We start from the raw sequence: 18,242 nt of genomic DNA, 5'->3' as shown, positions 1-18,242 counted from the left end.
GGCCGAAAGGCGGCCGGGACGGTGGCGCGTGGGCCGGAAGTCAGCGTTTCGTCATGGGTCGCGGACCCATTTCGGGGGTGGTCCCGGCCTACGGTCGGGGCATGCGCGACCAACGGCTCCCCACCTCGCCCGGCTTCTGGCGCAGCTCCGTGCGCGGCCCCTGGTTCACCTCCGTGCTCGGCGTCGTCCTGCTGGCCGGCATCACCGTGCTGTTCGTGACCGGGCTGATCTCGTACGCCGCCTACAACCCGGACCTGTCGCCGGTGAACGACACGACCCCGGACAAGGGAATCCTCGGCTTCTACCTGTTCTCCTGGCCGACGAACCCGCACTGGCTCTACCGGTTCACCCAGGGCGTCCACGTCACCCTCGGGCTCACCCTGATCCCCGTCCTGCTGGCCAAGCTGTGGTCGGTCGTGCCGAAGCTGTTCACCCTGCCACCGGCCCGTTCCCTCGCCCACGCCCTGGAGCGGATCTCCTTGCTGCTGCTGGTCGGCGGCGCGTTGTTCGAGTTCGTCACGGGCGTCCTCAACATCCAGCTGGACTACGTCTTCCCCGGCTCCTTCTACCCCCTGCACTTCTACGGCGCCTGGGTGTTCTTCGCCGCGTTCGTCGCGCACACCGTGCTCAAGCTGCCCGCGGCCGTACGGAACCTGCGCGGGATGCGCGAGGAGGGCGAACTGGTGGCACCGCGGCCCGATCCGCCCACCGTCTCCCGGCGCGGGGCGCTCTGGTTCGTCGGCGGCGGATCCCTGATCGTGTTCGCGACCAGCGCCGGCCGCAACTTCGACCAGCCCCTGCGTGCGACCGCCCTCCTCGCGCCCCACGGCTGGGCCGACCCCGGCAGCGGTCCCGGCGGCTTCCAGATCAACAAGACGGCCGCGTACGCGGGGATCACCGCGGCGGACACGAGCGACGACGCCTGGCGCCTGGTGGTCACCGGGCGCACGGGGACCGTGCGGCTGGGCCGCGCCGAGCTCGCCCGGCTGCCCCTGCACAGCTCCGCGCTGCCCATCGCCTGCGTGGAGGGCTGGTCGACCTCCGACCAGTGGTGGCGCGGGGTGCGGCTGCGAGACCTCGCGGCCCTCGTCGGATACGACGGCGACCCACCGGACGTGTTCGTCGAGTCCCTCCAGCGCCACGGCGCCTTCCGCAAGGCCGCCCTGCGCGCCAACCAGGTGGCGGACCCGCGCTCGCTGCTCGCCCTGTACGCCAACGGCGAGGACCTGACCCCCGACCACGGCTACCCGGCGCGGGTCATCGTCCCCGCGGCGCCCGGTGTCCTCAACACCAAGTGGGTGGCCCGGATGACCTTCGGAGACCTGTGATGACACGCCGGATCCCCATCGCTGTCGCCCTCGGCAGCCCGCTGCAACTGCTGCTGCTCGGCTGTTCGTTCGCGCTCGCCGGATACGCCGGGGTGCGGCTGCTGGCGGGTGACTGGCTCGGCGTGGTGCTGTGGTTCGCCGGTGCGGCCCTGCTGCACGACCTGGTGCTGCTGCCGCTGTACGCGTCGGCCGACCGGGCCGTCGTCCGCGGGCTGGCCGGGACCGGCCGCCGGGAGCGGGCGATGTACGTCCGGGTCCCGGCGGCCCTGTCCCTGCTGCTGCTCCTGGTGTGGTTCCCGCTGATCAGCGGTCGGATGGACAGCCGCTACCGGTTGGCGGCCGGGCTGTCGACGGACGGCTTCCTGGCCCGCTGGCTGCTGATCACCGCCGTACTGTTCGGCGGTTCGGCCCTGCTGCTGGTGCTGCGGCTGAGCAGGGCGACGAAGGACCGGTCGCCCGAGGTCCACTGAGCGGTGGCACGCCAGCCCGCGTCCTTTGCCTGCCGGAGGAGGGCGGGCGTGCCGAGCCGCGCCCAGGGGAACGGGCTGTCGGCCGGGCCCCTGCCGCCGAGGCGGACGACCTGGACACTGACCCGCTCGTCTATGTCCGCGGGAACCGTCTCGGCGATCAGCAGACCGCCCGGCGCGAGGAGTTGGCCGAGGCGGGCGAGCAACGTCCGGGGCTCTCCGCCGATGCCGACGTTGCCGTCCATGAGCAGGGCCGTGCCCCAGCGGCCCTCGTCGGGCAGCGGGTCGAAGACGGAACGGCACAGCGCCCGGCCGCCGAGGCGCACGGTGTGGGCGACCGCGGCCTCGCTGACGTCGATGCCCAGGGCGCGCCGGCCCCGTGCGGCGAGTGCCGCCACCAGCCGCCCGGGCCCGCATCCGACGTCGAGGACCGGGCCCTCGCACCGGGCCAGCACCTCCAGGTCGACCGCGTCGGCCTCGGCGCACCAGCGCTCCACCTCCAACGGCAGCAGCCAGCCGTCGGCGCGTCGCAGGAAGAGGGGGCCCCGGCCGGTGCGTACGGCTTCGGAGTAGGCGTCGGCCCACGGGCGCGCGATGCCGGGCGCCGTGACGTCGGGCGAGGCGATCTCGTGTGCTGTGCTCATCGGCCCGTGACCGCCCTCAGCCGGGCGAGCCGGACCGCGAACCGGCCGTGCGGAGCCGCGGCGGCGACGGCCTCCGCGTCGGCGGCGGTGTCGACGTCGCGCAGCCGGGGCAGGTCGCACACCCGCAGCCCCGCGGCGACGAGCCGCTCCCGCTGGACGGCACCGGTCACCGGCGTCGACATGGGCACGCCCCGCAGCAGTGCGGGGTCGGGCTCGGCCAGCCCCAGGGCCCAGAACCCGCCGTCCTCGGCGGGACCGAAGTACGCGTCGCAGCCGGCGAAGTCCACGGTGAGCAGATCCGGGGTCACCTGCGGTGTGTCCATGCCGATGAGCAGGGCCGGGCCCGCGCACCGGGCGAAGGCGTCCGCCAGTCGTTCGTCCAGCCCGCCCGCGCACTGCGGTACGACGTCGAAGCCGGGCGGCAGCCAGGGCCCCGGCGTGCCGTCGAGGACGAGGACGCGCCGGGCGGCGGGGGTCGCCGCCACGGTGTGCAGGGTGTCGGTGAGGGCCGCCTCGGCGAGCGACGCCGCCTGCCGGGGGGTGAACGGGGGCGTGAGCCGGGTCTTGACCCGGCCCGGTCGCGGCTCCTTGGCGATGACGAGCAGCGTGGTCACCGGCGGATTCCCTCCGGGACTGGTGCTTCGGCCAGGACGCGGCGCATGTCCCGTACCGTCTGCCAGGTGCCGCGCCAGGTGCCCGTCACCTTGGAGGCGCCGGCCCGCGGCAGATACGGCACGTCGTGTTCCGCGATGCGCCAGCCCGCGTCGGCGGCGCGCACGACCATCTGGAGCGGGTAGCCGCTGCGCCGGTCGGTCAGGCCGAGGGCGAGCAGTGCCTCGCGGCGGGCGGCGCGCAGCGGGCCGAGGTCGTGCAGCCGCAGTCCGGTGCGGCGGCGCAGTATCCGGGCGAGCGCGAAGTTGCCGACGCGGGCGTGCGGCGGCCAGGCGCCCCGGTTCTGCGGCCGACGTCGGCCGAGCACCAGGTCGGCCTCGCCGGCGCGTACCTCGCCGACGAACGGGGCCAGCAGCGAGGGGTCGAGCGAGGCGTCGCAATCGCAGAAGCAGACGATGTCCGCGGTGGCGGCGGCCAGGCCCGCGTGGCAGGCGGCGCCGAACCCGCGGCGCGGCTCGTGCACCACGGTCGCGCCCATTGCACGGGCGATGTCCGCCGAGCCGTCGGTGGAGCCGTTGTCCACGACGAGCGCGCGCCAGCCGCGCGGGACGCGGGCGAGGACCCAGGGGAGGGCCTCGGCCTCGTCCAGGCAGGGCAGGACAACGTCGACGTCCAGGGATGGGGGAGAGGTCGTCACGGCTTTCACCCTACGAACGCGAACGGGATATATCGGTCATCGGCTCCTTACGAAACAGGGACGTCCGGGGCCCGGACTGCCCCCGAGGGCCACACGGGCACGGGCGCGGTGCGAGGCTGGACGCATGCAGCAGTCGTACGAATCCGAGGAGCCGACGACCGCCGGACGGCGGCCCGGCGGGGATGCCCGCGTCCTGGTCGTGGAGGACGACCCCACCGTCGCCGAGGTGGTCTCCGGCTACCTGGACCGCGCGGGCTACGTCGTCGACCGGGCCCCGGACGGGCCGTCGGCGCTGATCCGGGCCGGCGAACACTGGCCGGACCTGGTGGTCCTGGACCTGATGCTGCCCGGGATGGACGGCCTCGAGGTGTGCCGCCGGATGCGCGGACACGGCCCGGTGCCGGTGATCATGCTCACCGCGCGCGGCGACGAGGACGACCGCATCCTGGGCCTGGAGGTCGGCGCGGACGACTACGTCACCAAACCGTTCAGCCCCCGGGAACTGGTCCTCAGGGTGGAGTCGGTGCTGCGCCGCACACGGCCCGGCGCCGGCCTGAGCCCGTCGGGCGCGGCCGGCCTCCGGGTCGACCCCGGCTCCCGCCGTGCGACCAAGAACGGCGCCGAACTCGCCCTCACCCTGCGCGAGTTCGACCTGCTCGCCTTCTTCCTGAGTCACCCCGGCCGGGCCTTCAGCCGCGAGGACCTCATGCGCGAGGTCTGGGGCTGGGACTTCGGCGACCTGTCCACGGTCACGGTTCACGTCCGCCGGTTGCGCGGCAAGGTCGAGGACGATCCGGCCCGGCCCCGCCTCATCCGGACGGTGTGGGGCGTCGGCTACCGCTTCGACGCCACCGGGCAGGAAGGGAGCTGACCGTGCGCGACGACCTCCTCATCGTCCTGTACGCGTTCCTCGGCGCCGCCGCGTCCGGGCTCGTCGGGGCCTTCGTGCTGCGGCTGACCCGGAAGCGGTCGCTCACCATGTCGCTCACCGTGGTGGCGGCCGTGGCGGTGCTCGCGATGCTCGCCGGCACCCTGGCCGTGGCGGAGGCGATGTTCCTGTCGGCGCACGACCTGAGCGTGGTGACCACGGTCGTCGCGATGGCGGCCGTCGTCTCCCTCGCCACCGCGCTGCTGCTCGGCCGCTGGGTCGTCGCCCGCAGCCGCGAACTCCAGCTCGCCGCCCGCTCCTTCGGCGACGACGGTGACTTCTCCGCCCCCGACGCCCCGGCGACCGCCGAACTCGCCGCCCTGAGCCGGGAACTGGCGGCCACCAGCGCCCGGCTCGCCGAGTCCCGCGACCGTGAGCGCGCTCTGGAGTCCTCCCGCCGCGACCTGGTCGCCTGGATCTCGCACGACCTGCGCACTCCCCTGGCCGGACTGCGGGCCATGGCGGAGGCCCTGGAGGACGGCGTGGCCGCCGACCCGGACCGCTACCTGAAGCAGATCCGCGCCGAGGTGGAGCGCCTCAACGACATGGTCGGCGACCTGTTCGAACTCTCCCGCATCCACGCCGGCACCCTGGCCCTGTCCCCGTCCCGGATGTCCCTGTACGACCTCGTGGGCGACGCCCTCGCGGGAGCCGACCCGCTCGCCCGCGAACTCGGGGTGCGGCTCGTCGGCGACCGCGTCGAACCCGTTCCGGTCGAGGTGGACGGCAAGGAGATGAGCCGGGTGCTGGGCAACCTGCTGGTCAACGCGATCCGGCGGACACCGGCCGACGGGACGGTCGCGGTGGCCGCCGAACGCCGCGCCGACGGTGTCGTGGTGTCGGTGTCCGACGGCTGCGGCGGCATTCCGGACGAGGACCTGCCGCGGGTCTTCGACACCGGCTGGCGCGGAACGCACGCGCGCACGCCGCCTGCCGGGGCGGGCCTGGGCCTCGCCATCGTCCGCGGGATCGTCGAGGCCCACCACGGCCGGGCCGCCGTGCGCAACATCCCCGGCGGCTGCCGGTTCGAGGTGACGCTGCCCGCGGCCGAGCGGTGACGCCCGGGGCGACGGTCACCGCCCGCCCGGTTCCCCGCCGCGCAGTTCCGCCCGCGCGAACTCGCGCATCCCGGCCTCGAATCCGACCTCGGGCTTCCAGCCCAGCTCGGCCCGCAGCCGCGACGAGTCCGCCGTGATGTGCCGTACGTCGCCCAGCCGGTACTCCCCGGTGACGACGAGTTCGGGACCGCCGTGCGCGGCGGCCAGCGCCCGTGCCATCTCGCCGACGGTGTGCGGCTCCCCGCTGCCCGTGTTGTACGCGGTCAGCGCACCGGCGGCCGAATCCGCCTCCAGCGCGGCCACATTGGCCGCCGCCACGTCCCGTACGTGCACGAAGTCCCGCCGCTGGCGGCCGTCCTCGAAGACACGCGGGGCCTCGCCCCGGGCCAGCGCGGACCGGAAGAAGGAGGCGACGCCCGCGTAAGGGGTGTCCCGGGGCATCCCCGGCCCGTACACGTTGTGGTAGCGCAGCGACACCGCCGCCGCACCGGTCGAACGCGCCCAGGCGGCCGCCAGATGCTCCTGCGCGAGCTTGGTCGTGGCGTACACGTTCCGCGGGTCCACCGGGGCGTCCTCGCCGACCAGCCCGGGTGTCAGCTCCTGCCCGCACCCCGGGCACATCGGCTCGAAGCGCCCCGCGTCGAGGTCGGCGACGGCCCGCGGCCCCGGCCGTACGGTCCCGTGCCGCCCGCACTCGTAGTGGCCTTCTCCGTAGACGACCATCGACCCGGCCAGGACGAGGCGTCGGACACCCGCGTCCGCCATGGCGGTGAGCAGCACGGCGGTGCCCAGGTCGTTGCGGGAGACGTACTCCGCCGCGTCGGCGAACCCCTTGCCCAGGCCGACCATGGCCGCCTGGTGGCACACGGCGTCGACGCCGGACAGGGCGCGGGCGACCGCCGTGGGGTCGCGCACGTCGCCGCCCGGGTCCGTCCGCACGTCGAACACCACGGGCTCGTGCCCGCGCGCCGCGAGCGCCTCGACGACCTGGGACCCGATGAATCCGGCACTGCCGGTGACCAGTACGCGCATGCCCCACACGCTAGGCCCGCGACACGACCGGACGGCACGACCGCGCCCGGCACGTCACCACTCCGTAAGGGCGGACCCCGGCGGCAGGAGACCAAGGCCGGGTACGGCCGGACACCGCACCACGCCGGCGCAGACCCTCAGCCGTGCTCGCCCGCCCGGACCGCCGAGGCGATCAGCCGGTCGATCAGGGCGATCAGCACGTCACGGGACGACTCGCGCTCCCGCGCGTCGCACAGCAGCACAGGGGTGTCCTCGGGCAGCGCCAGGGCGTCGCGGATCTCCTCGGGCGCGTACGGGTGGCGCCCGTGGAAGCCGTTGACGCCGACCACGAACGGGATGCCCCGCCGCTCGAAGAAGTCGATGGCCGCGAAGCTGGCCCGCGGCCGGCGGACGTCGACCAGGACCACGGCGCCCAGCGCCCCCACCGCCAGGTCGTTCCACATGAACCAGAACCGCTGCTGCCCGGGGGTGCCGAAGAGGTACAGCACCAGATCACTGCCGATGGTGATCCGGCCGAAGTCCAGGGCCACCGTGGTGGACCGTTTCTCCTCGATTCCTTCGAGGTCGTCGACGTCCAGGCCCGCGGCGGTCAGCGGTTCCTCGGTACGCAGGGGGACGATCTCGCTGACCGACCCGACCATCGTGGTCTTGCCGACACCGAATCCCCCCGCGATCAGGATCTTGACGGTGTCGGGGGCGGCGACCGCCCCGGCGGCGGAGCCGGGGCCCGTGCGGCGGATCTGGCTGGCCATGCGTGGCGGTGCCCTTTCGTCTTCGGTCGGTCTCAGAGGCGCCCGAGGCCGTCCCGCACCTTGTGCAGCAGCTCCAGGTCCGGTTCGGCGCGGGAGACGGGGTGCGGCGGGCGGGCGGTGATACGGCCCGCGTCCAGCAGGTCGCAGAGCAGGATGACGACGACGCTCATGGGCAGGTCGAGGTGGACGGCGAGCTCGGCGACGGCGATCGGCTGCGCGCATTGCCTGAGGATCCGGGCGTGCTCGGGCTGCAGCCGGCCGGCCCACTCGGGCTGCGGATCCACCGCGGTCACCGTCGTGATCAGGGTGAAGTCGGCGCGGCTGGGCCGGGTCCGTCCGCCGGTCAGCGTGAACGGCCGTACCAGACGGCCCGCCGCGTCGCCTCCGCTCACCTCAGTCGCCGCGTTCGGCAGCGGTGATCACGCCCGCACGCGGTGCCGCGCTGAGGTGCTCGCCGATCTTCTTCACCAGCATGTTCATCTGGTACGCCACCACACCCACGTCCGCGCCCTGGCTGGTGAGGACGACGAGGTGGGCGCCGGGGCCGGCCGCGGTCAGGATCAGATAGCTGTTGGCCATCTCGATGAGGGCCTGGCGCACCGGGCCGCCGCGGAAGTCCATGCTGACGCCCTTGCTGAGGCTCATCAGACCGGACGCGGTCGCCGCCAGGCGTTCGGCGTCGTCACGCAGGAACCCGGTGGACTTGCTGACGACGAGTCCGTCCTCGGACAGGACGACGGCGTGGTTCACCTCGGCGACCCGGTCGACGAGTCCGGTGAGCAGCTGGTCGAGCTGGGCGTGCGTGGCGGGGGTGGGGCGGGTCATGTCGGCGTCCTTCATGAACGGTCGGCGGGCGGAGTCGAGGAGCGGGGGTCCGGCTGCTCGGGCGGAGCCGAGAGCTCGGCTGCGGCGGGGACGGGTACCTCCGGGTCCCTTGGTGCGGTTGCCTCTGCCTGGTCGTACTGCGGATCGGCGTCCTCGTCACGTGCCCGGAAGGTTCCGCGCTGGAAGCCGGCCAGCGAGGAGGCGGCGCGTTCCGCGGTGAAGTCGTCGGGGAAACCGCTCTCCTCGGACGGCGCGGATTCCTCGCGCAGTTCCGGCACCAGGCTGGTCTGCGGCACACGGCGCGGCAGCGGGGCGGGTCCGCCGCCACCCCCGGGCCGGTCCGAACGGGGCGGCTGCCGCCGGGCGCCGGCGGTCCGGGCCGGTTCGGCGGGGCGGGCCCGCTGGGCGAGGGGCGGGGCGGCCTCGGTCTCCTTCTCGTCCGTCGTGGTGCCGGCCCTCTCGTGCGGGTCCTTCGGCGCGGGCGGGACGGGGGCCTCGCGTACGACGATCTCGTGCGGCACCAGGACGATCGCGGTGGTGCCGCCGTACGGCGACGGGCGCAGCGTGACCGCGATGCCGTGCCGGGTGGCGAGCCGGGCGATCACGAACATGCCGAGCCGCAGGTCGTCGGCGAGCGCCACCACGTCGAACTTCGGCTCCACCGCCAACTGGGCGTTGAGCGAGGCGTAGTCCTCCTCGGACATGCCAAGACCACGGTCCTCCACCTCGATGGCCAGACCCTTGGCCACCGTCGCGGCGCGCACCTCGACCGGGCTGGGCGCGGGGGAGTACACGGTCGCGTTGTCGATGAGTTCGGCCAACAGGTGGATCACGTCCGCGACCGCGGGCGGGGCGAGGCTGACCTCCTCGTCGGTGCGCACGTCGACCCGCTGGTACTCGGCGACCTCGCCGACGGCGCTGCGCAGGATGTCGATCAGCGCGACCGGCTCGGTCCAGCTGCGTCCGGGCCGCTCGCCGCTGATGATGACGAGGTTCTCCTCGTAGCGGCGCAACTGGCTCGCCGTCGAGTCCAGTTCGTACAGGCCTTTGAGGATGTCCGGGTCCGTGTGCTGCCGTTCCAGCCCGTCGAGCTTGCTGAGCTGCAGGTTGACCAGGTTCTGGCTCTGCCGAGCGATGCCCAGGATCACCTTCTGGAAGCCGCGCCGGATGTCGGCGAGCTCGACCGCGGTGTGCACGGCCGTGCGCTGCGCGGTGTTGAACGCCTTGGCCACCTGGCCGAGTTCGTCCTCGCCGTAGTCCAGCGGCGGGGTCTCCAGCTCCGCGTCGACCCGTTCGCCACGGTCCAGCCGGGCGACCACGTCGGGCAGCCGCTCCTCGGCCAGGCCGAGGGTGGCCACCCTGAGGCCGCGCAGCCGCCGGGACAGGGAACGGGTGATGCGCCAGGACATGCCGACGCACAGCAACAGGGCGACGAGCCCGCCGACGCTCAGGGAGGCGGCGGTGACCAGCAGCCCGTGCGCGTTGTCGGCACTGTGCTGGAGCAGATCGGTCGTCTGCTGCCGGATGAGGGCCGAGTATTCCCCGGATACCTTGACCAGCGCGGCGCGCCACTGCTCCTGCACGTCCGGCAGGGCGATCCTGCGGTCCTTGCGCATGGTCGCGCGGGCCGCGAGCACCTTGTCCTCGACGGACTCCAGGGTCCGCCACTCCGTGCTCTGCAGGATCCGCTCGGTCTGCCGCTTCGCGTCGCCGGAGAGCGAGGGGGTGATCTGGTCCTGCACGAGCCAGCGGCGGGCGTTCACCAACTGCGCGAACTCGGCCCACGCCTTCTCGTCCATGTACCCCGCCGGACCGGCCAGCGTGAGCTGCGTGTCCTCCTCGGAGACCAGCTCGGCCGCGTGTTCCAGAGCGACGAGCGGACCGGCCTGCGAGGTGAGGTCGCCGTTGTCGACCTGGGAGAGCTCCTGGAAGCCGTGGATCTGGTCGTCGATGATCGAGGTGTACTGGTCCAGCGCCTGCGCGGCGGTGATGTCGATGGGGTTGTCCACCTGGCCGCGGTAGTACTCCAGGCTGCTCACCGAGGCGACGACCGAGTACAGCCTGTCCTTGACGCGGGAGGGTGCCTTCTGTATCGCGTCCGCCCGGTCGACCAGCTTGGCGACCGCCTCGTCCGTCTTCTTCCGCTGCGCGTCGAGCTTCTTGCGCTGCGCGTCGAGCGTGGCCCGGGAGCCGTGCTCCGAGGCCACCCACACGGCCGACAGACTGCGCTCCTGCTGCAGGGCGAGCGTGGCCTCGGTGCCCATGGCCCCGGTGGACCTGCTCAACTGCGTCTGGGACCGCAGCCGTAGTCCTTCCGAGAACATCTGTGTCGTCGTCACGCCCCACATGGCGGTGAGGGTGACGCTCGGCACGAGCGCCAGCAGGATCAGGGAGAGACGTATGGAGCCGAGACGGCGCCGGGCACCTGTCCGTGGAGACATCGTCGTCCTAGAGGGCGGTCAGCGGGGCGGGGGAGTGTGCGACGAGCGCGAGGGGTGACTGCGTGCCCGGTCAACGGGTGCCGTCGGCGGCGTACCTCGCCACCGCGGCCACGTTCGTCCTGGTCACGAACGCGGGACCGGTGAGCACGGGAGCCACGCCGCCGCCGCTGGTGTTGCCGTTGGTCCGGTACAGCCACAACGAGTCCACGGCGAGATAGCCCTGCAGATAGGGCTGCTGGTCCACGGCGAACTGCACGTCCCCGCTGCGCACCGCCTTGACCAGGTCCTTGCTGAGGTCGAAGGTCGCGACGTGCGCCTTGCTGCCGGCCTGCTCGACCGACTTCACCGCGGCGAGCGCGGACTGCGCACCGAGCGTGACGACTTCGTCGATGCTCGGGTCCTGCCGCAACCGGGCCGTGATGGACTCGGTCACCGCGTCCATGTCGCTGCCGTCCACGTAGAGCATGTCCGTCCGGCCGCCGAACGTCTTCTTCACCCCCGCGCAGCGCGCCTCCAGGGCGATGTTGCCGCGCTCATGGATGACGCACAGGGTGTGTTCGGCCCTGAGGTCGTCCAGTTTGTCGCCGACCGCCCGGCCCGCGACGCTCTCGTCCTGGCCGAAGTACTCCAGTGCGCCCTCCGACTTCCAGTCGTCGATGCCGGAGTTGAGGGCGACCACGGGAATGCCCGCCGCCTTCGCCTGGGCGATCGGGCCCCTCATCGCCTCCGGCTTGGCCAGTGTCACCGCGATGCCGTCGACCTTGTCCCGGATCGTGTCCCGCACCAGCTCGGCCTGTCCGGAGGCGTCGGAGTCGCTCGCGAATGTCAGTTCGACGTTGTCCTTGGCGGCCGCGGCCTCCGCGCCCTTGCGCACCAGGTCCCAGAAGGCGTCACCGCGATTGCCGTGGCTGACCAGGGCTATCGTCATCCGGCCGGTGCCCGCCCCGCCGGTGCTCGCCTGCGACCCAGCGCCGTCGGTGCCGGAACAGCCGGATATGAGCAGACAGGTGACGACCAGCACCGCGGCCGGCGTCATGCCGTGCGCCTGTCTGCGGCGGGTGCGAAGGGGAGGGGGAGTGTTCATGAGGGTGCGGCACCTCGCTGTGCGGCCGAGCATGCGGGGGATGGATCGCAACCCGTGGCGCATATATGTGCCGACCGGGCGACTCTCCTGGCCGGAGCCAATCGTGTGTGACCGCAGGTAGTCAAGTGAGCAATCACGGTTAAGCGTTGTCGCTGCCGCATCGTGATGATCTGCGAGGTGTACGTGAGTTGTGCGGGTGCTGATTCGGGCGGAACTGCTGCTCCCGGGCGGGGAGCAGCGGTCCGGGCAGGCGGGCTCGGTCAGGTGAGGTAGCCGAGGACCGTCATCATGCCGCTTTCCGAGTGGTACTGGTTGTGGCAGTGGAGCATCCAGAGGCCGGGGTTGTCGGCGATGAAGTCGACGACGAGCTTGCGGTGGGGGAGGACGATCGAGGTGTCCTTGCGGGCTCCGGCGTCCCAGAGGGCGGAGAGGGCGAAGGTGTGGCCGTGCAGGTGGAGGGGGTGCCACATGTCGGTGGCGTTGACGAGGGTGAGCCGGACGCGTTCGCCCTGACGGACGGGGTGGCGCTGTGTGACGGAGTAGGGCTTGTGGTCGAAACCCCAGTCGTACCGCTTCATACCGCCGGTGAGTCTGACGTACAGATGGCGGTCGGGTTCGCGTGTGCCGAGGTCCACGGACTCCTGCGGTCTCATGCGTCGGGCAGGCACCAACTCACCGTCGAGTTCGTCCGGTCGGGCATTGGCCGGCGGAACGGCTCTTCCCTTGCCGGTGCGCAGCAGGGCCAGTCCCTGGCCGTTCTTGCCCTCGGCCACGGCGACGAAGGGGAAGACGCCGTCCTTGGCGGTGACGAGGACGTCGTAGCGCTCGGCCATGCCGACGATGAGCGCGTCGGTGCGCTTGTGCTCGACCGGGTAGCCGTCGGTGTGGGTGACGGTCATGGTGTGGCCACCGAGCGCGACGCGGAAGGCGGTTTCGGAGCCCGCGTTGATGATCCGCAGCCGGATGCGGTCGCCGGGCCGGGCCTGGAACACCGACGGGGCCGAGGACACCCGCCCGTTGACGAGGTAGTGGGGGTAGGCGACGCTGCCGCCCTCGCTCTTCAGCATGCGGCTGAAGGAGTTGTGGAGGACACGGGAGGGCCCGGACCGCTTGTCCGAGGAGTGCCCGCTCGGGGAGCCGCTCGGGCCCGCATGGCCGAGTTCGGCACCCATGGCCATGTCCATGCCCTCCATCGTCACGTGCTTGCCCGGAGGGAGGAGCTGTGAGAGGACATGGTCGGGGGTGGATCCGTTCACGCCGTCGACCCAGTCGTCCAGGACGATCAGCCACTCCTTGTCGTAGGCGAGGGGTTCCTTGGGGTCGTCGACGATGAGCGGCGCGTAAAGGCCGCGGTCGGGCTGCAGCCCGACGTGGGAGTGCAGCAGGTACGTGCCCGGGTGGCTGACGGTGAAGCGGTAGGCGAAGTCCGTGCCGGGCTTGATGGCCGGCTGGGTCAGGTCGGGCACGCCGTCCATGTCGCAGCGCAGGCGCACGCCGTGGGAGTGGAGGGTGGTGGTGGCCGGCAGGCGGTTGGCCAGGGTGAGGCTGAGGACGTCCCCGGCGGTGACCCGGACCAGCGGCCCGGGCAGCGTGTCGCTGTAGCCCCAGGTGCTCACCCTCCGTCCGCCCAGGTCGACGGTCACCGGGGCGGCGGTGAACTTGTACGTGCGCACAGGGCCGGACCCGCGCTTCCGCTCGACGGCGCGGACTTCCGGCCCCGAGGGGTTCACATATCCCTTGGGACCTTTGGGCACGAAACCGCTGCTGTCCGTGATTGCCCCGGACCCGAGGCCGGGTCTGGACTGCGATTCCGGGCCGGAGTCGGAGCAGCCGGCGAGAATTCCCGAGCCGACGGCCGCGATCGGGGCACGAAGCAAGGTACGGCGCGAAGGTGTGTGCATGACTGAATAACACACGTTTTGTGCTGATATGTCCGGGAACCGGGGGCGAGACGTTGGGTGGTGTCGGAAGCCGGACCGATCCGCGCCGTGTGCGATCGGCGGCTCTTCACCCGATCCGGGGTCAGCTCCACAGGGGGTAGGTCATGACCCGGGTGTATCCGTCCGGCCGGGTGTCGGTGTAGGTGAGGCTCATCCGGGTGAAGTGCCGCACCTGCGGGTCCTTCTTCCAGGGCTCCGGGCGGTCGAGCCGGATGATCACCGGGAATCCGTGGAACGTGCCCGCCGCGCAGTACGGCTTGCAGTCGTTCACCACGTTCACCCCCACGGCCGTAGCGGAACTGGGACCCCAGTCCGACCAGTGCATCTCCACCAGGCGGCTGTTGCCGTCGCCGCAGGCGAGGATGAAGTCCTTGGGGTGCACGTCCGGCTGCATGAAGCAGTTGACGAGCACAGGATCGGACTGGCGTGTCACCGACGGTGAGGCCTGCGAGGACGCCGCCGGGACGGCGGAGGCCGTCGTCATCGCCGTCGTGAACAAGGTGCCCGCCCCGAGCATGATCGCCGTGTACAACGCTGGTCTTGCCATCATTGCTCCCGCTCGTGGGTGATCGGCTCTGTATCGACGCTACGACCGTCCGGGCGGATGCACCACTCGCACGGAGTAGTGCGCGTCGACGCCGCGCTCAGTGCATGATCGATCGGCAAGCCGCGCGGATCTCGTATTTCGGGTCGCGATTCGACCGCGCGCCTCGATGCAGGGCGGGGGTTGCACACGGTCATGGGAGCGCCTGTACGGAGATACGGCTATGTCGGACCCGCCGACCTGAAGGGTCTGGTCCGGCCGGACGGAGCAGGTGAGGGCATCCGCTCCGCGGCGGACTTCGCTCGCTGGGTGTCGGCTCGCGGCCCGGGTGAACTGGCCGAACCGTTCACCTTCGTGGTCGACACCGAGGGCGTGCTGCGACTGGCACCGCGCCGCAGCGAGCATGTCGTCTGCGCCGGGGGAAGGGCGGTGCTGAGCGCCGGCGAGATGAGCTTCAGGGAGGATGCCGGGCGGTGGGCGGTCGACGAGGTCAGCAACCAGTCGACCGGCTACTGCCCGGACGTCGACTCGTGGCCGGCCGTCGCGGATGCCCTGGACCGGGCCGGGCTCGTTCGTCCCGCCTGCTTCACCCACGAGGTGGTGTTCCGGCGCTGTGTGTCGTGCCGGCAGGTCAATGTGGTGCGCGAGGGTGATTTCGTCTGCGTCTTCTGCGACGCGGACCTGCCCTCCGACTGGAATGTCGCTCAGCGCCGGGGCCACGGGACGGGCCGGTGATCCGGCCGGGGCAGGAACCGTCCCCCGCGGAACTCCTCGACGCGCACGCGCGCGGGCACGCGCACGGGCTCGGCTTCGTCGTAGGCACCGTGCTCCGACGCCTGCCGGCCGAAGACCGGCCGGCCGTGAACCGTCTCTGGGGCGAGGCGGTCCGGGCCGAACCGTCTCTCGGACGAGGGCGACGCATCGCCACCACGCCCTGCTCCGGGTCCCGGGTGCGCCCTCGGAGCTCGTCGGGGCGACGGGCGTCGGCATACCGCCCGAGGAGTTGACCCTCCGGCTCGCCACGCGCGAAGAGCGCGGGAACCTCTTGCGGCGCCCGGCTCACTCGAACGGAGCCTTCTGTCCTCGATCGGCGTTCTTCGGGCGGTCCTTGGCGTGCGACAACGGGCGACTGTGGGTCAGATGGTGTGCGTGCGACGATCCATACACAGAGCAATCACCCTGCGGGCCCGCCGTGTCCGCCTCCTCGCGGCCGGTGTCTCGGCCACCGCTCTGACCCTGCTCGTGTCGGCGGCGGCCGTTCCCACGCCGACCGGCGGCACGCCGGTTCGCGGCTCCGCCTACATGGGCATGGGAGTCCTGACCCATGACGGCCATAGCGGAACCGGAACGCCCGCCGACTCGCGCGCCGGTCAGACCGAAGGCGTCGACGTCGCGAGCTACCAGGGCGACGTCGACTGGCCGACGCTGTGGGGCGACGGGGTCAAATGGGCCTACACCAAGGCGACCGAAGGCACCTACTACACCAACCCCTACTTCTCCCGGCAGTACGGCGGGTCGCGCGACGTCGGCATGATCCGCGGCGCGTACCACTTCGCGACCCCCGACTCCAGCGGCGGCGCCTCCCAGGCCGACTACTTCGTCGACCACGGCGGCGCCTGGAGCGGCGACGGCGTCACGCTGCCGGGCGTTCTCGACATCGAATGGAACCCCTACGGCGATTCCTGCTACGACATGACGCCGAGCGAGATGGTCACGTGGATCCGGAACTTCCTGAACCGGTACAAGACCCGTACCGGCCGCAACGCCGTGATCTACACCGCAACCAGCTGGTGGAACGAGTGCACCGGCGACTACAGCGGTTTCGGCGCGAAGAACCCCCTCTGGGTCGCCAGATACGCGTCGAGCGTCGGGGCGCTGCCGGCCGGCTGGTCGACGTACACGATGTGGCAGTACACCTCGACCGGTCAGGTGGTCGGGGACCGCGACAGATTCAACGGTTCCACGGACAAACTGCGGTCGCTGGCGACCGGCTGACCTTCCGTCATCGGCTGGTGGGAATCCCCGGGAATCCCCTCTTCGCATCAGGCGGCGTGTGCGCCCGGCGTTGACCGCCCTCTTCGCCTATCTTCGGCCACGGATCCGATATTTGGAGTAAAAATGCCAAAGGCGGATGAACTGGTTGATACGGCAGGAGGGGTGGCGGTCGTACCCGTCAGCCCGCCGAGGCGCCGGCTGCTCCCGCGGCCGTTCGCCGCCGTGATCTCCACGGCGGCAGGCGCCGCAGCCGTGGCGCTCGCGCTCGCCGGAACCCACTGGCTGAACCATCCGGCCGTGGAGGCATGGCGCACCGTCTGCCTGGCCATCACCGTCCAGGCGCTGCCGTTCCTGTTGCTGGGCACGGTGCTGTCCGGCGCGATCAACGCCTTCGTGCCGGCCGACCTGTTCACCAGGGTGCTTCCCCGGCGCCCCGCCCTCGCCGTTCCGGTGGCCGGCGTGGCCGGAGCGGTCCTGCCGGGGTGTGAATGCGCCTCCGTACCCGTCGCGAACAGCCTGATCCGCCGGGGCGTCACCCCTGCCGCGGCCTTCGCCTTCCTGCTCTCCGCGCCCGCGATCAACCCGGTCGTGCTGACCGCCACCGCCGTGGCCTTCCCGGGCAACCCCGCGATGGTCGCCGCCCGACTGCTCGCCTCGCTCCTCACCGCCGCGGTGATGGGCTGGCTGTGGCTCTGGCTGGGCAAGGAGGAATGGCTGCGGCCCGCCGCCCGGCACACGGGCCACCAGCACGGCCACCACCGCTGGACCGAGTTCCGGCTCGGTTTCCAGTACGACTTCCTGCACGCCGGCGGCTTCCTCGTGCTCGGTGCCATGGCCGCGGCGACCTTCAACGTCATGGTGCCACGCTCGGTCCTCGACGCCTTCTCCGGTTCGCCCTGGCTCTCGGTGCTCTTCCTGGCGGCCCTCGCCGTCCTCCTGGCGGTGTGCTCGGAGGCCGACGCCTTCGTCGCGGCCTCGCTCACCGGCTTCTCACCGACCGCGCGGCTGGTGTTCATGGTGGTCGGCCCGATGGTCGACCTGAAGCTGATCGCCCTGCAGGCGGGCACCTTCGGCCGCGCCTTCGCCTGGCGCTTCTCCGCGGCGACCACCGTGACGGCGGTCGCCGCCGGCATCCTGATCGGAGGCGCGCTGCTGTGAAGCGCCATGCCCAGGTGTTGCTGCTGGTGCTCACCGGCATCGGCCTGCTGCACGCCGCTCTGTTCACCGACCTCTACCTGCGCTACGTCAAGGAAGGCCTGCGCCCGGTACTGATCGCCTCCGGCGTGCTGCTCACGCTGCTGGGCCTCGCGGGCGCGGCGCTGGACAGGGGACGCGACGAACACGCCGGTCACGCGCACGGCCACGGCCACGACCACTCCACCGCACCGCGCATCGCCTGGCTGCTCTTCCTTCCCGCCCTGAGCCTCCTGCTCTACGCCCCGCCCGCCCTCGGCGCGTACACCGCGGCGCACTCCAACAACAAGGCGGTCGAGCAGCGGAAGCGGTTCGACGCGTTGCCCTCGGTCTCGCCGCTGCCCATGACGCTCACGGACTTCACCACCCGCGTCCAGCAGGACCGCACGCTCGCTCTCAAGGGCCGCAGCGTCCGGCTGACCGGCTTCGCCACCCCGGCCGGGCAGGGGGGCGGCTGGTATCTGACCCGGATCATCTTCACCTGCTGCGCCGCCGACTCGCAGACGGTCAAGGTCCGCGTGTACGGGGCGGAGGTCCCGGCCGCCAACACCTGGCTGGCGGTGACCGGCACATGGCACGCCAAGGGCGCGCTCGGCACGCGTTCCGCGGAGGCGGCCCTTGACGCGCGTCACCTGCAGCCCATCGCCCCGCCGGTCAACGCGTACACGGACGACCTGCCGCTCGTCCCTTCCTAGCGGACG

At 72.0% G+C, this 18,242-nt stretch carries 18 protein-coding genes and 1 pseudogene; 8 read left to right on the top strand and 11 right to left on the bottom strand.

Going from position 1 to position 18,242, the window contains the following annotated elements; translation table 11 throughout:
• Positions 1 to 101: 101 nt before the first annotated feature.
• Together ACIPSA_RS26100 and ACIPSA_RS26095 are read left to right on the top strand one after the other, a co-directional pair.
• Positions 102 to 1,328, top strand: coding sequence for a molybdopterin-dependent oxidoreductase (locus ACIPSA_RS26100; RefSeq protein ID WP_402638443.1), 1,227 nt, complete (start codon positions 102 to 104; stop codon positions 1,326 to 1,328).
• Complete coding sequence (locus ACIPSA_RS26095; protein ID WP_402638442.1) at positions 1,328 to 1,798, top strand: hypothetical protein; 471 nt, start codon at positions 1,328 to 1,330, stop codon at positions 1,796 to 1,798. The genes ACIPSA_RS26100 and ACIPSA_RS26095 overlap by 1 nt, the downstream gene beginning before the upstream one ends.
• 128 nt (positions 1,799 to 1,926) lie before the next feature.
• Here ACIPSA_RS26095 and ACIPSA_RS26090 read toward each other — a convergent pair.
• The 3 genes and pseudogenes from ACIPSA_RS26090 to ACIPSA_RS26080 form a co-directional block, all read right to left on the bottom strand.
• A pseudogene (locus ACIPSA_RS26090) lies at positions 1,927 to 2,439 on the bottom strand (methyltransferase domain-containing protein); the annotation flags it as partial.
• Complete coding sequence (locus tag ACIPSA_RS26085) at positions 2,436 to 3,053, bottom strand: DUF2064 domain-containing protein (protein WP_402638441.1); 618 nt, start codon at positions 3,051 to 3,053, stop codon at positions 2,436 to 2,438. The pseudogene ACIPSA_RS26090 and the gene ACIPSA_RS26085, both read right to left, overlap by 4 nt.
• Entirely contained in the window at positions 3,050 to 3,757 is a 708-nt protein-coding gene (locus ACIPSA_RS26080; RefSeq protein WP_402638439.1) for a glycosyltransferase family 2 protein, read from the bottom strand. Before ACIPSA_RS26080 ends, ACIPSA_RS26085 begins: the two co-directional genes overlap by 4 nt.
• 115 nt (positions 3,758 to 3,872) lie before the next feature.
• Here ACIPSA_RS26080 and ACIPSA_RS26075 point away from each other — a divergent pair, with 115 nt between their 5' ends.
• Both ACIPSA_RS26075 and ACIPSA_RS26070 read left to right on the top strand, forming a co-directional pair.
• Positions 3,873 to 4,619 (top strand): response regulator transcription factor, encoded by a 747-nt coding sequence (locus tag ACIPSA_RS26075; protein WP_402638438.1) that lies wholly within the window; start codon positions 3,873 to 3,875, stop codon positions 4,617 to 4,619.
• Between the two features lie 2 nt (positions 4,620 to 4,621).
• Positions 4,622 to 5,734, top strand: a complete 1,113-nt coding sequence (locus ACIPSA_RS26070) for a sensor histidine kinase (RefSeq protein WP_402638436.1) — start codon at positions 4,622 to 4,624, stop codon at positions 5,732 to 5,734.
• Between the two features lie 15 nt (positions 5,735 to 5,749).
• On the opposite strand, the gene ACIPSA_RS26065 is transcribed toward ACIPSA_RS26070, so the two are convergent.
• From ACIPSA_RS26065 to ACIPSA_RS26030, 8 genes are all read right to left on the bottom strand, one after another.
• The gene (locus ACIPSA_RS26065) at positions 5,750 to 6,766 is read right to left on the bottom strand and encodes an NAD-dependent epimerase/dehydratase family protein (protein ID WP_402638434.1); all 1,017 of its coding nucleotides are present in this window, start codon (positions 6,764 to 6,766) and stop codon (positions 5,750 to 5,752) included.
• 137 nt (positions 6,767 to 6,903) lie between these two features.
• Positions 6,904 to 7,518 (bottom strand): GTP-binding protein, encoded by a 615-nt coding sequence (locus ACIPSA_RS26060; protein ID WP_402638432.1) that lies wholly within the window; start codon positions 7,516 to 7,518, stop codon positions 6,904 to 6,906.
• A gap of 32 nt (positions 7,519 to 7,550) precedes the next feature.
• Positions 7,551 to 7,910 carry a DUF742 domain-containing protein gene (locus tag ACIPSA_RS26055; RefSeq protein WP_402638430.1) on the bottom strand — a complete coding sequence of 120 codons (360 nt, stop codon included), beginning with the start codon at positions 7,908 to 7,910 and terminating at the stop codon, positions 7,551 to 7,553.
• Between the two features lies 1 nt (position 7,911).
• Entirely contained in the window at positions 7,912 to 8,343 is a 432-nt protein-coding gene (locus ACIPSA_RS26050; RefSeq protein ID WP_402638428.1) for a roadblock/LC7 domain-containing protein, read from the bottom strand.
• Positions 8,344 to 8,354: 11 nt separating this feature from the next.
• On the bottom strand, positions 8,355 to 10,784 hold the full coding sequence (locus tag ACIPSA_RS26045; RefSeq protein ID WP_402638426.1) for a nitrate- and nitrite sensing domain-containing protein: 2,430 nt from the start codon (positions 10,782 to 10,784) through the stop codon (positions 8,355 to 8,357).
• A 70-nt stretch (positions 10,785 to 10,854) separates the two neighbouring features.
• Entirely contained in the window at positions 10,855 to 11,868 is a 1,014-nt protein-coding gene (locus ACIPSA_RS26040) for a sugar ABC transporter substrate-binding protein (RefSeq protein ID WP_402638424.1), read from the bottom strand.
• 260 nt (positions 11,869 to 12,128) lie between these two features.
• Positions 12,129 to 13,769, bottom strand: coding sequence for a multicopper oxidase family protein (locus ACIPSA_RS26035; RefSeq protein ID WP_402638422.1), 1,641 nt, complete (start codon positions 13,767 to 13,769; stop codon positions 12,129 to 12,131).
• A 121-nt stretch (positions 13,770 to 13,890) separates the two neighbouring features.
• Positions 13,891 to 14,355, bottom strand: a complete 465-nt coding sequence (locus tag ACIPSA_RS26030) for a hypothetical protein (RefSeq protein ID WP_402638420.1) — start codon at positions 14,353 to 14,355, stop codon at positions 13,891 to 13,893.
• A gap of 192 nt (positions 14,356 to 14,547) precedes the next feature.
• On the opposite strand from ACIPSA_RS26030, the gene ACIPSA_RS26025 reads away from it, so the two are divergent.
• The 4 genes from ACIPSA_RS26025 (at position 14,548) to ACIPSA_RS26010 (ending at position 18,236) form a co-directional block, all read left to right on the top strand.
• Entirely contained in the window at positions 14,548 to 15,087 is a 540-nt protein-coding gene (locus ACIPSA_RS26025) for a hypothetical protein (RefSeq protein ID WP_402638418.1), read from the top strand.
• Between the two features lie 405 nt (positions 15,088 to 15,492).
• A complete protein-coding gene (locus tag ACIPSA_RS26020; RefSeq protein WP_402638416.1) occupies positions 15,493 to 16,347 on the top strand; it encodes a lysozyme in 855 nt (284 codons plus the stop codon).
• 123 nt (positions 16,348 to 16,470) lie between these two features.
• Complete coding sequence (locus tag ACIPSA_RS26015; protein WP_402638414.1) at positions 16,471 to 17,505, top strand: permease; 1,035 nt, start codon at positions 16,471 to 16,473, stop codon at positions 17,503 to 17,505.
• Complete coding sequence (locus tag ACIPSA_RS26010) at positions 17,502 to 18,236, top strand: TIGR03943 family putative permease subunit (RefSeq protein ID WP_402638412.1); 735 nt, start codon at positions 17,502 to 17,504, stop codon at positions 18,234 to 18,236. The genes ACIPSA_RS26015 and ACIPSA_RS26010 overlap by 4 nt, the downstream gene beginning before the upstream one ends.
• The last annotated feature ends 6 nt before the right edge of the window (positions 18,237 to 18,242 follow it).

Source organism: Streptomyces sp. NPDC086549, from assembly GCF_044746205.1.
Classification (GTDB): domain Bacteria; phylum Actinomycetota; class Actinomycetes; order Streptomycetales; family Streptomycetaceae; genus Streptomyces.
This window is presented reverse-complemented; position numbering and strand designations above follow the sequence as displayed.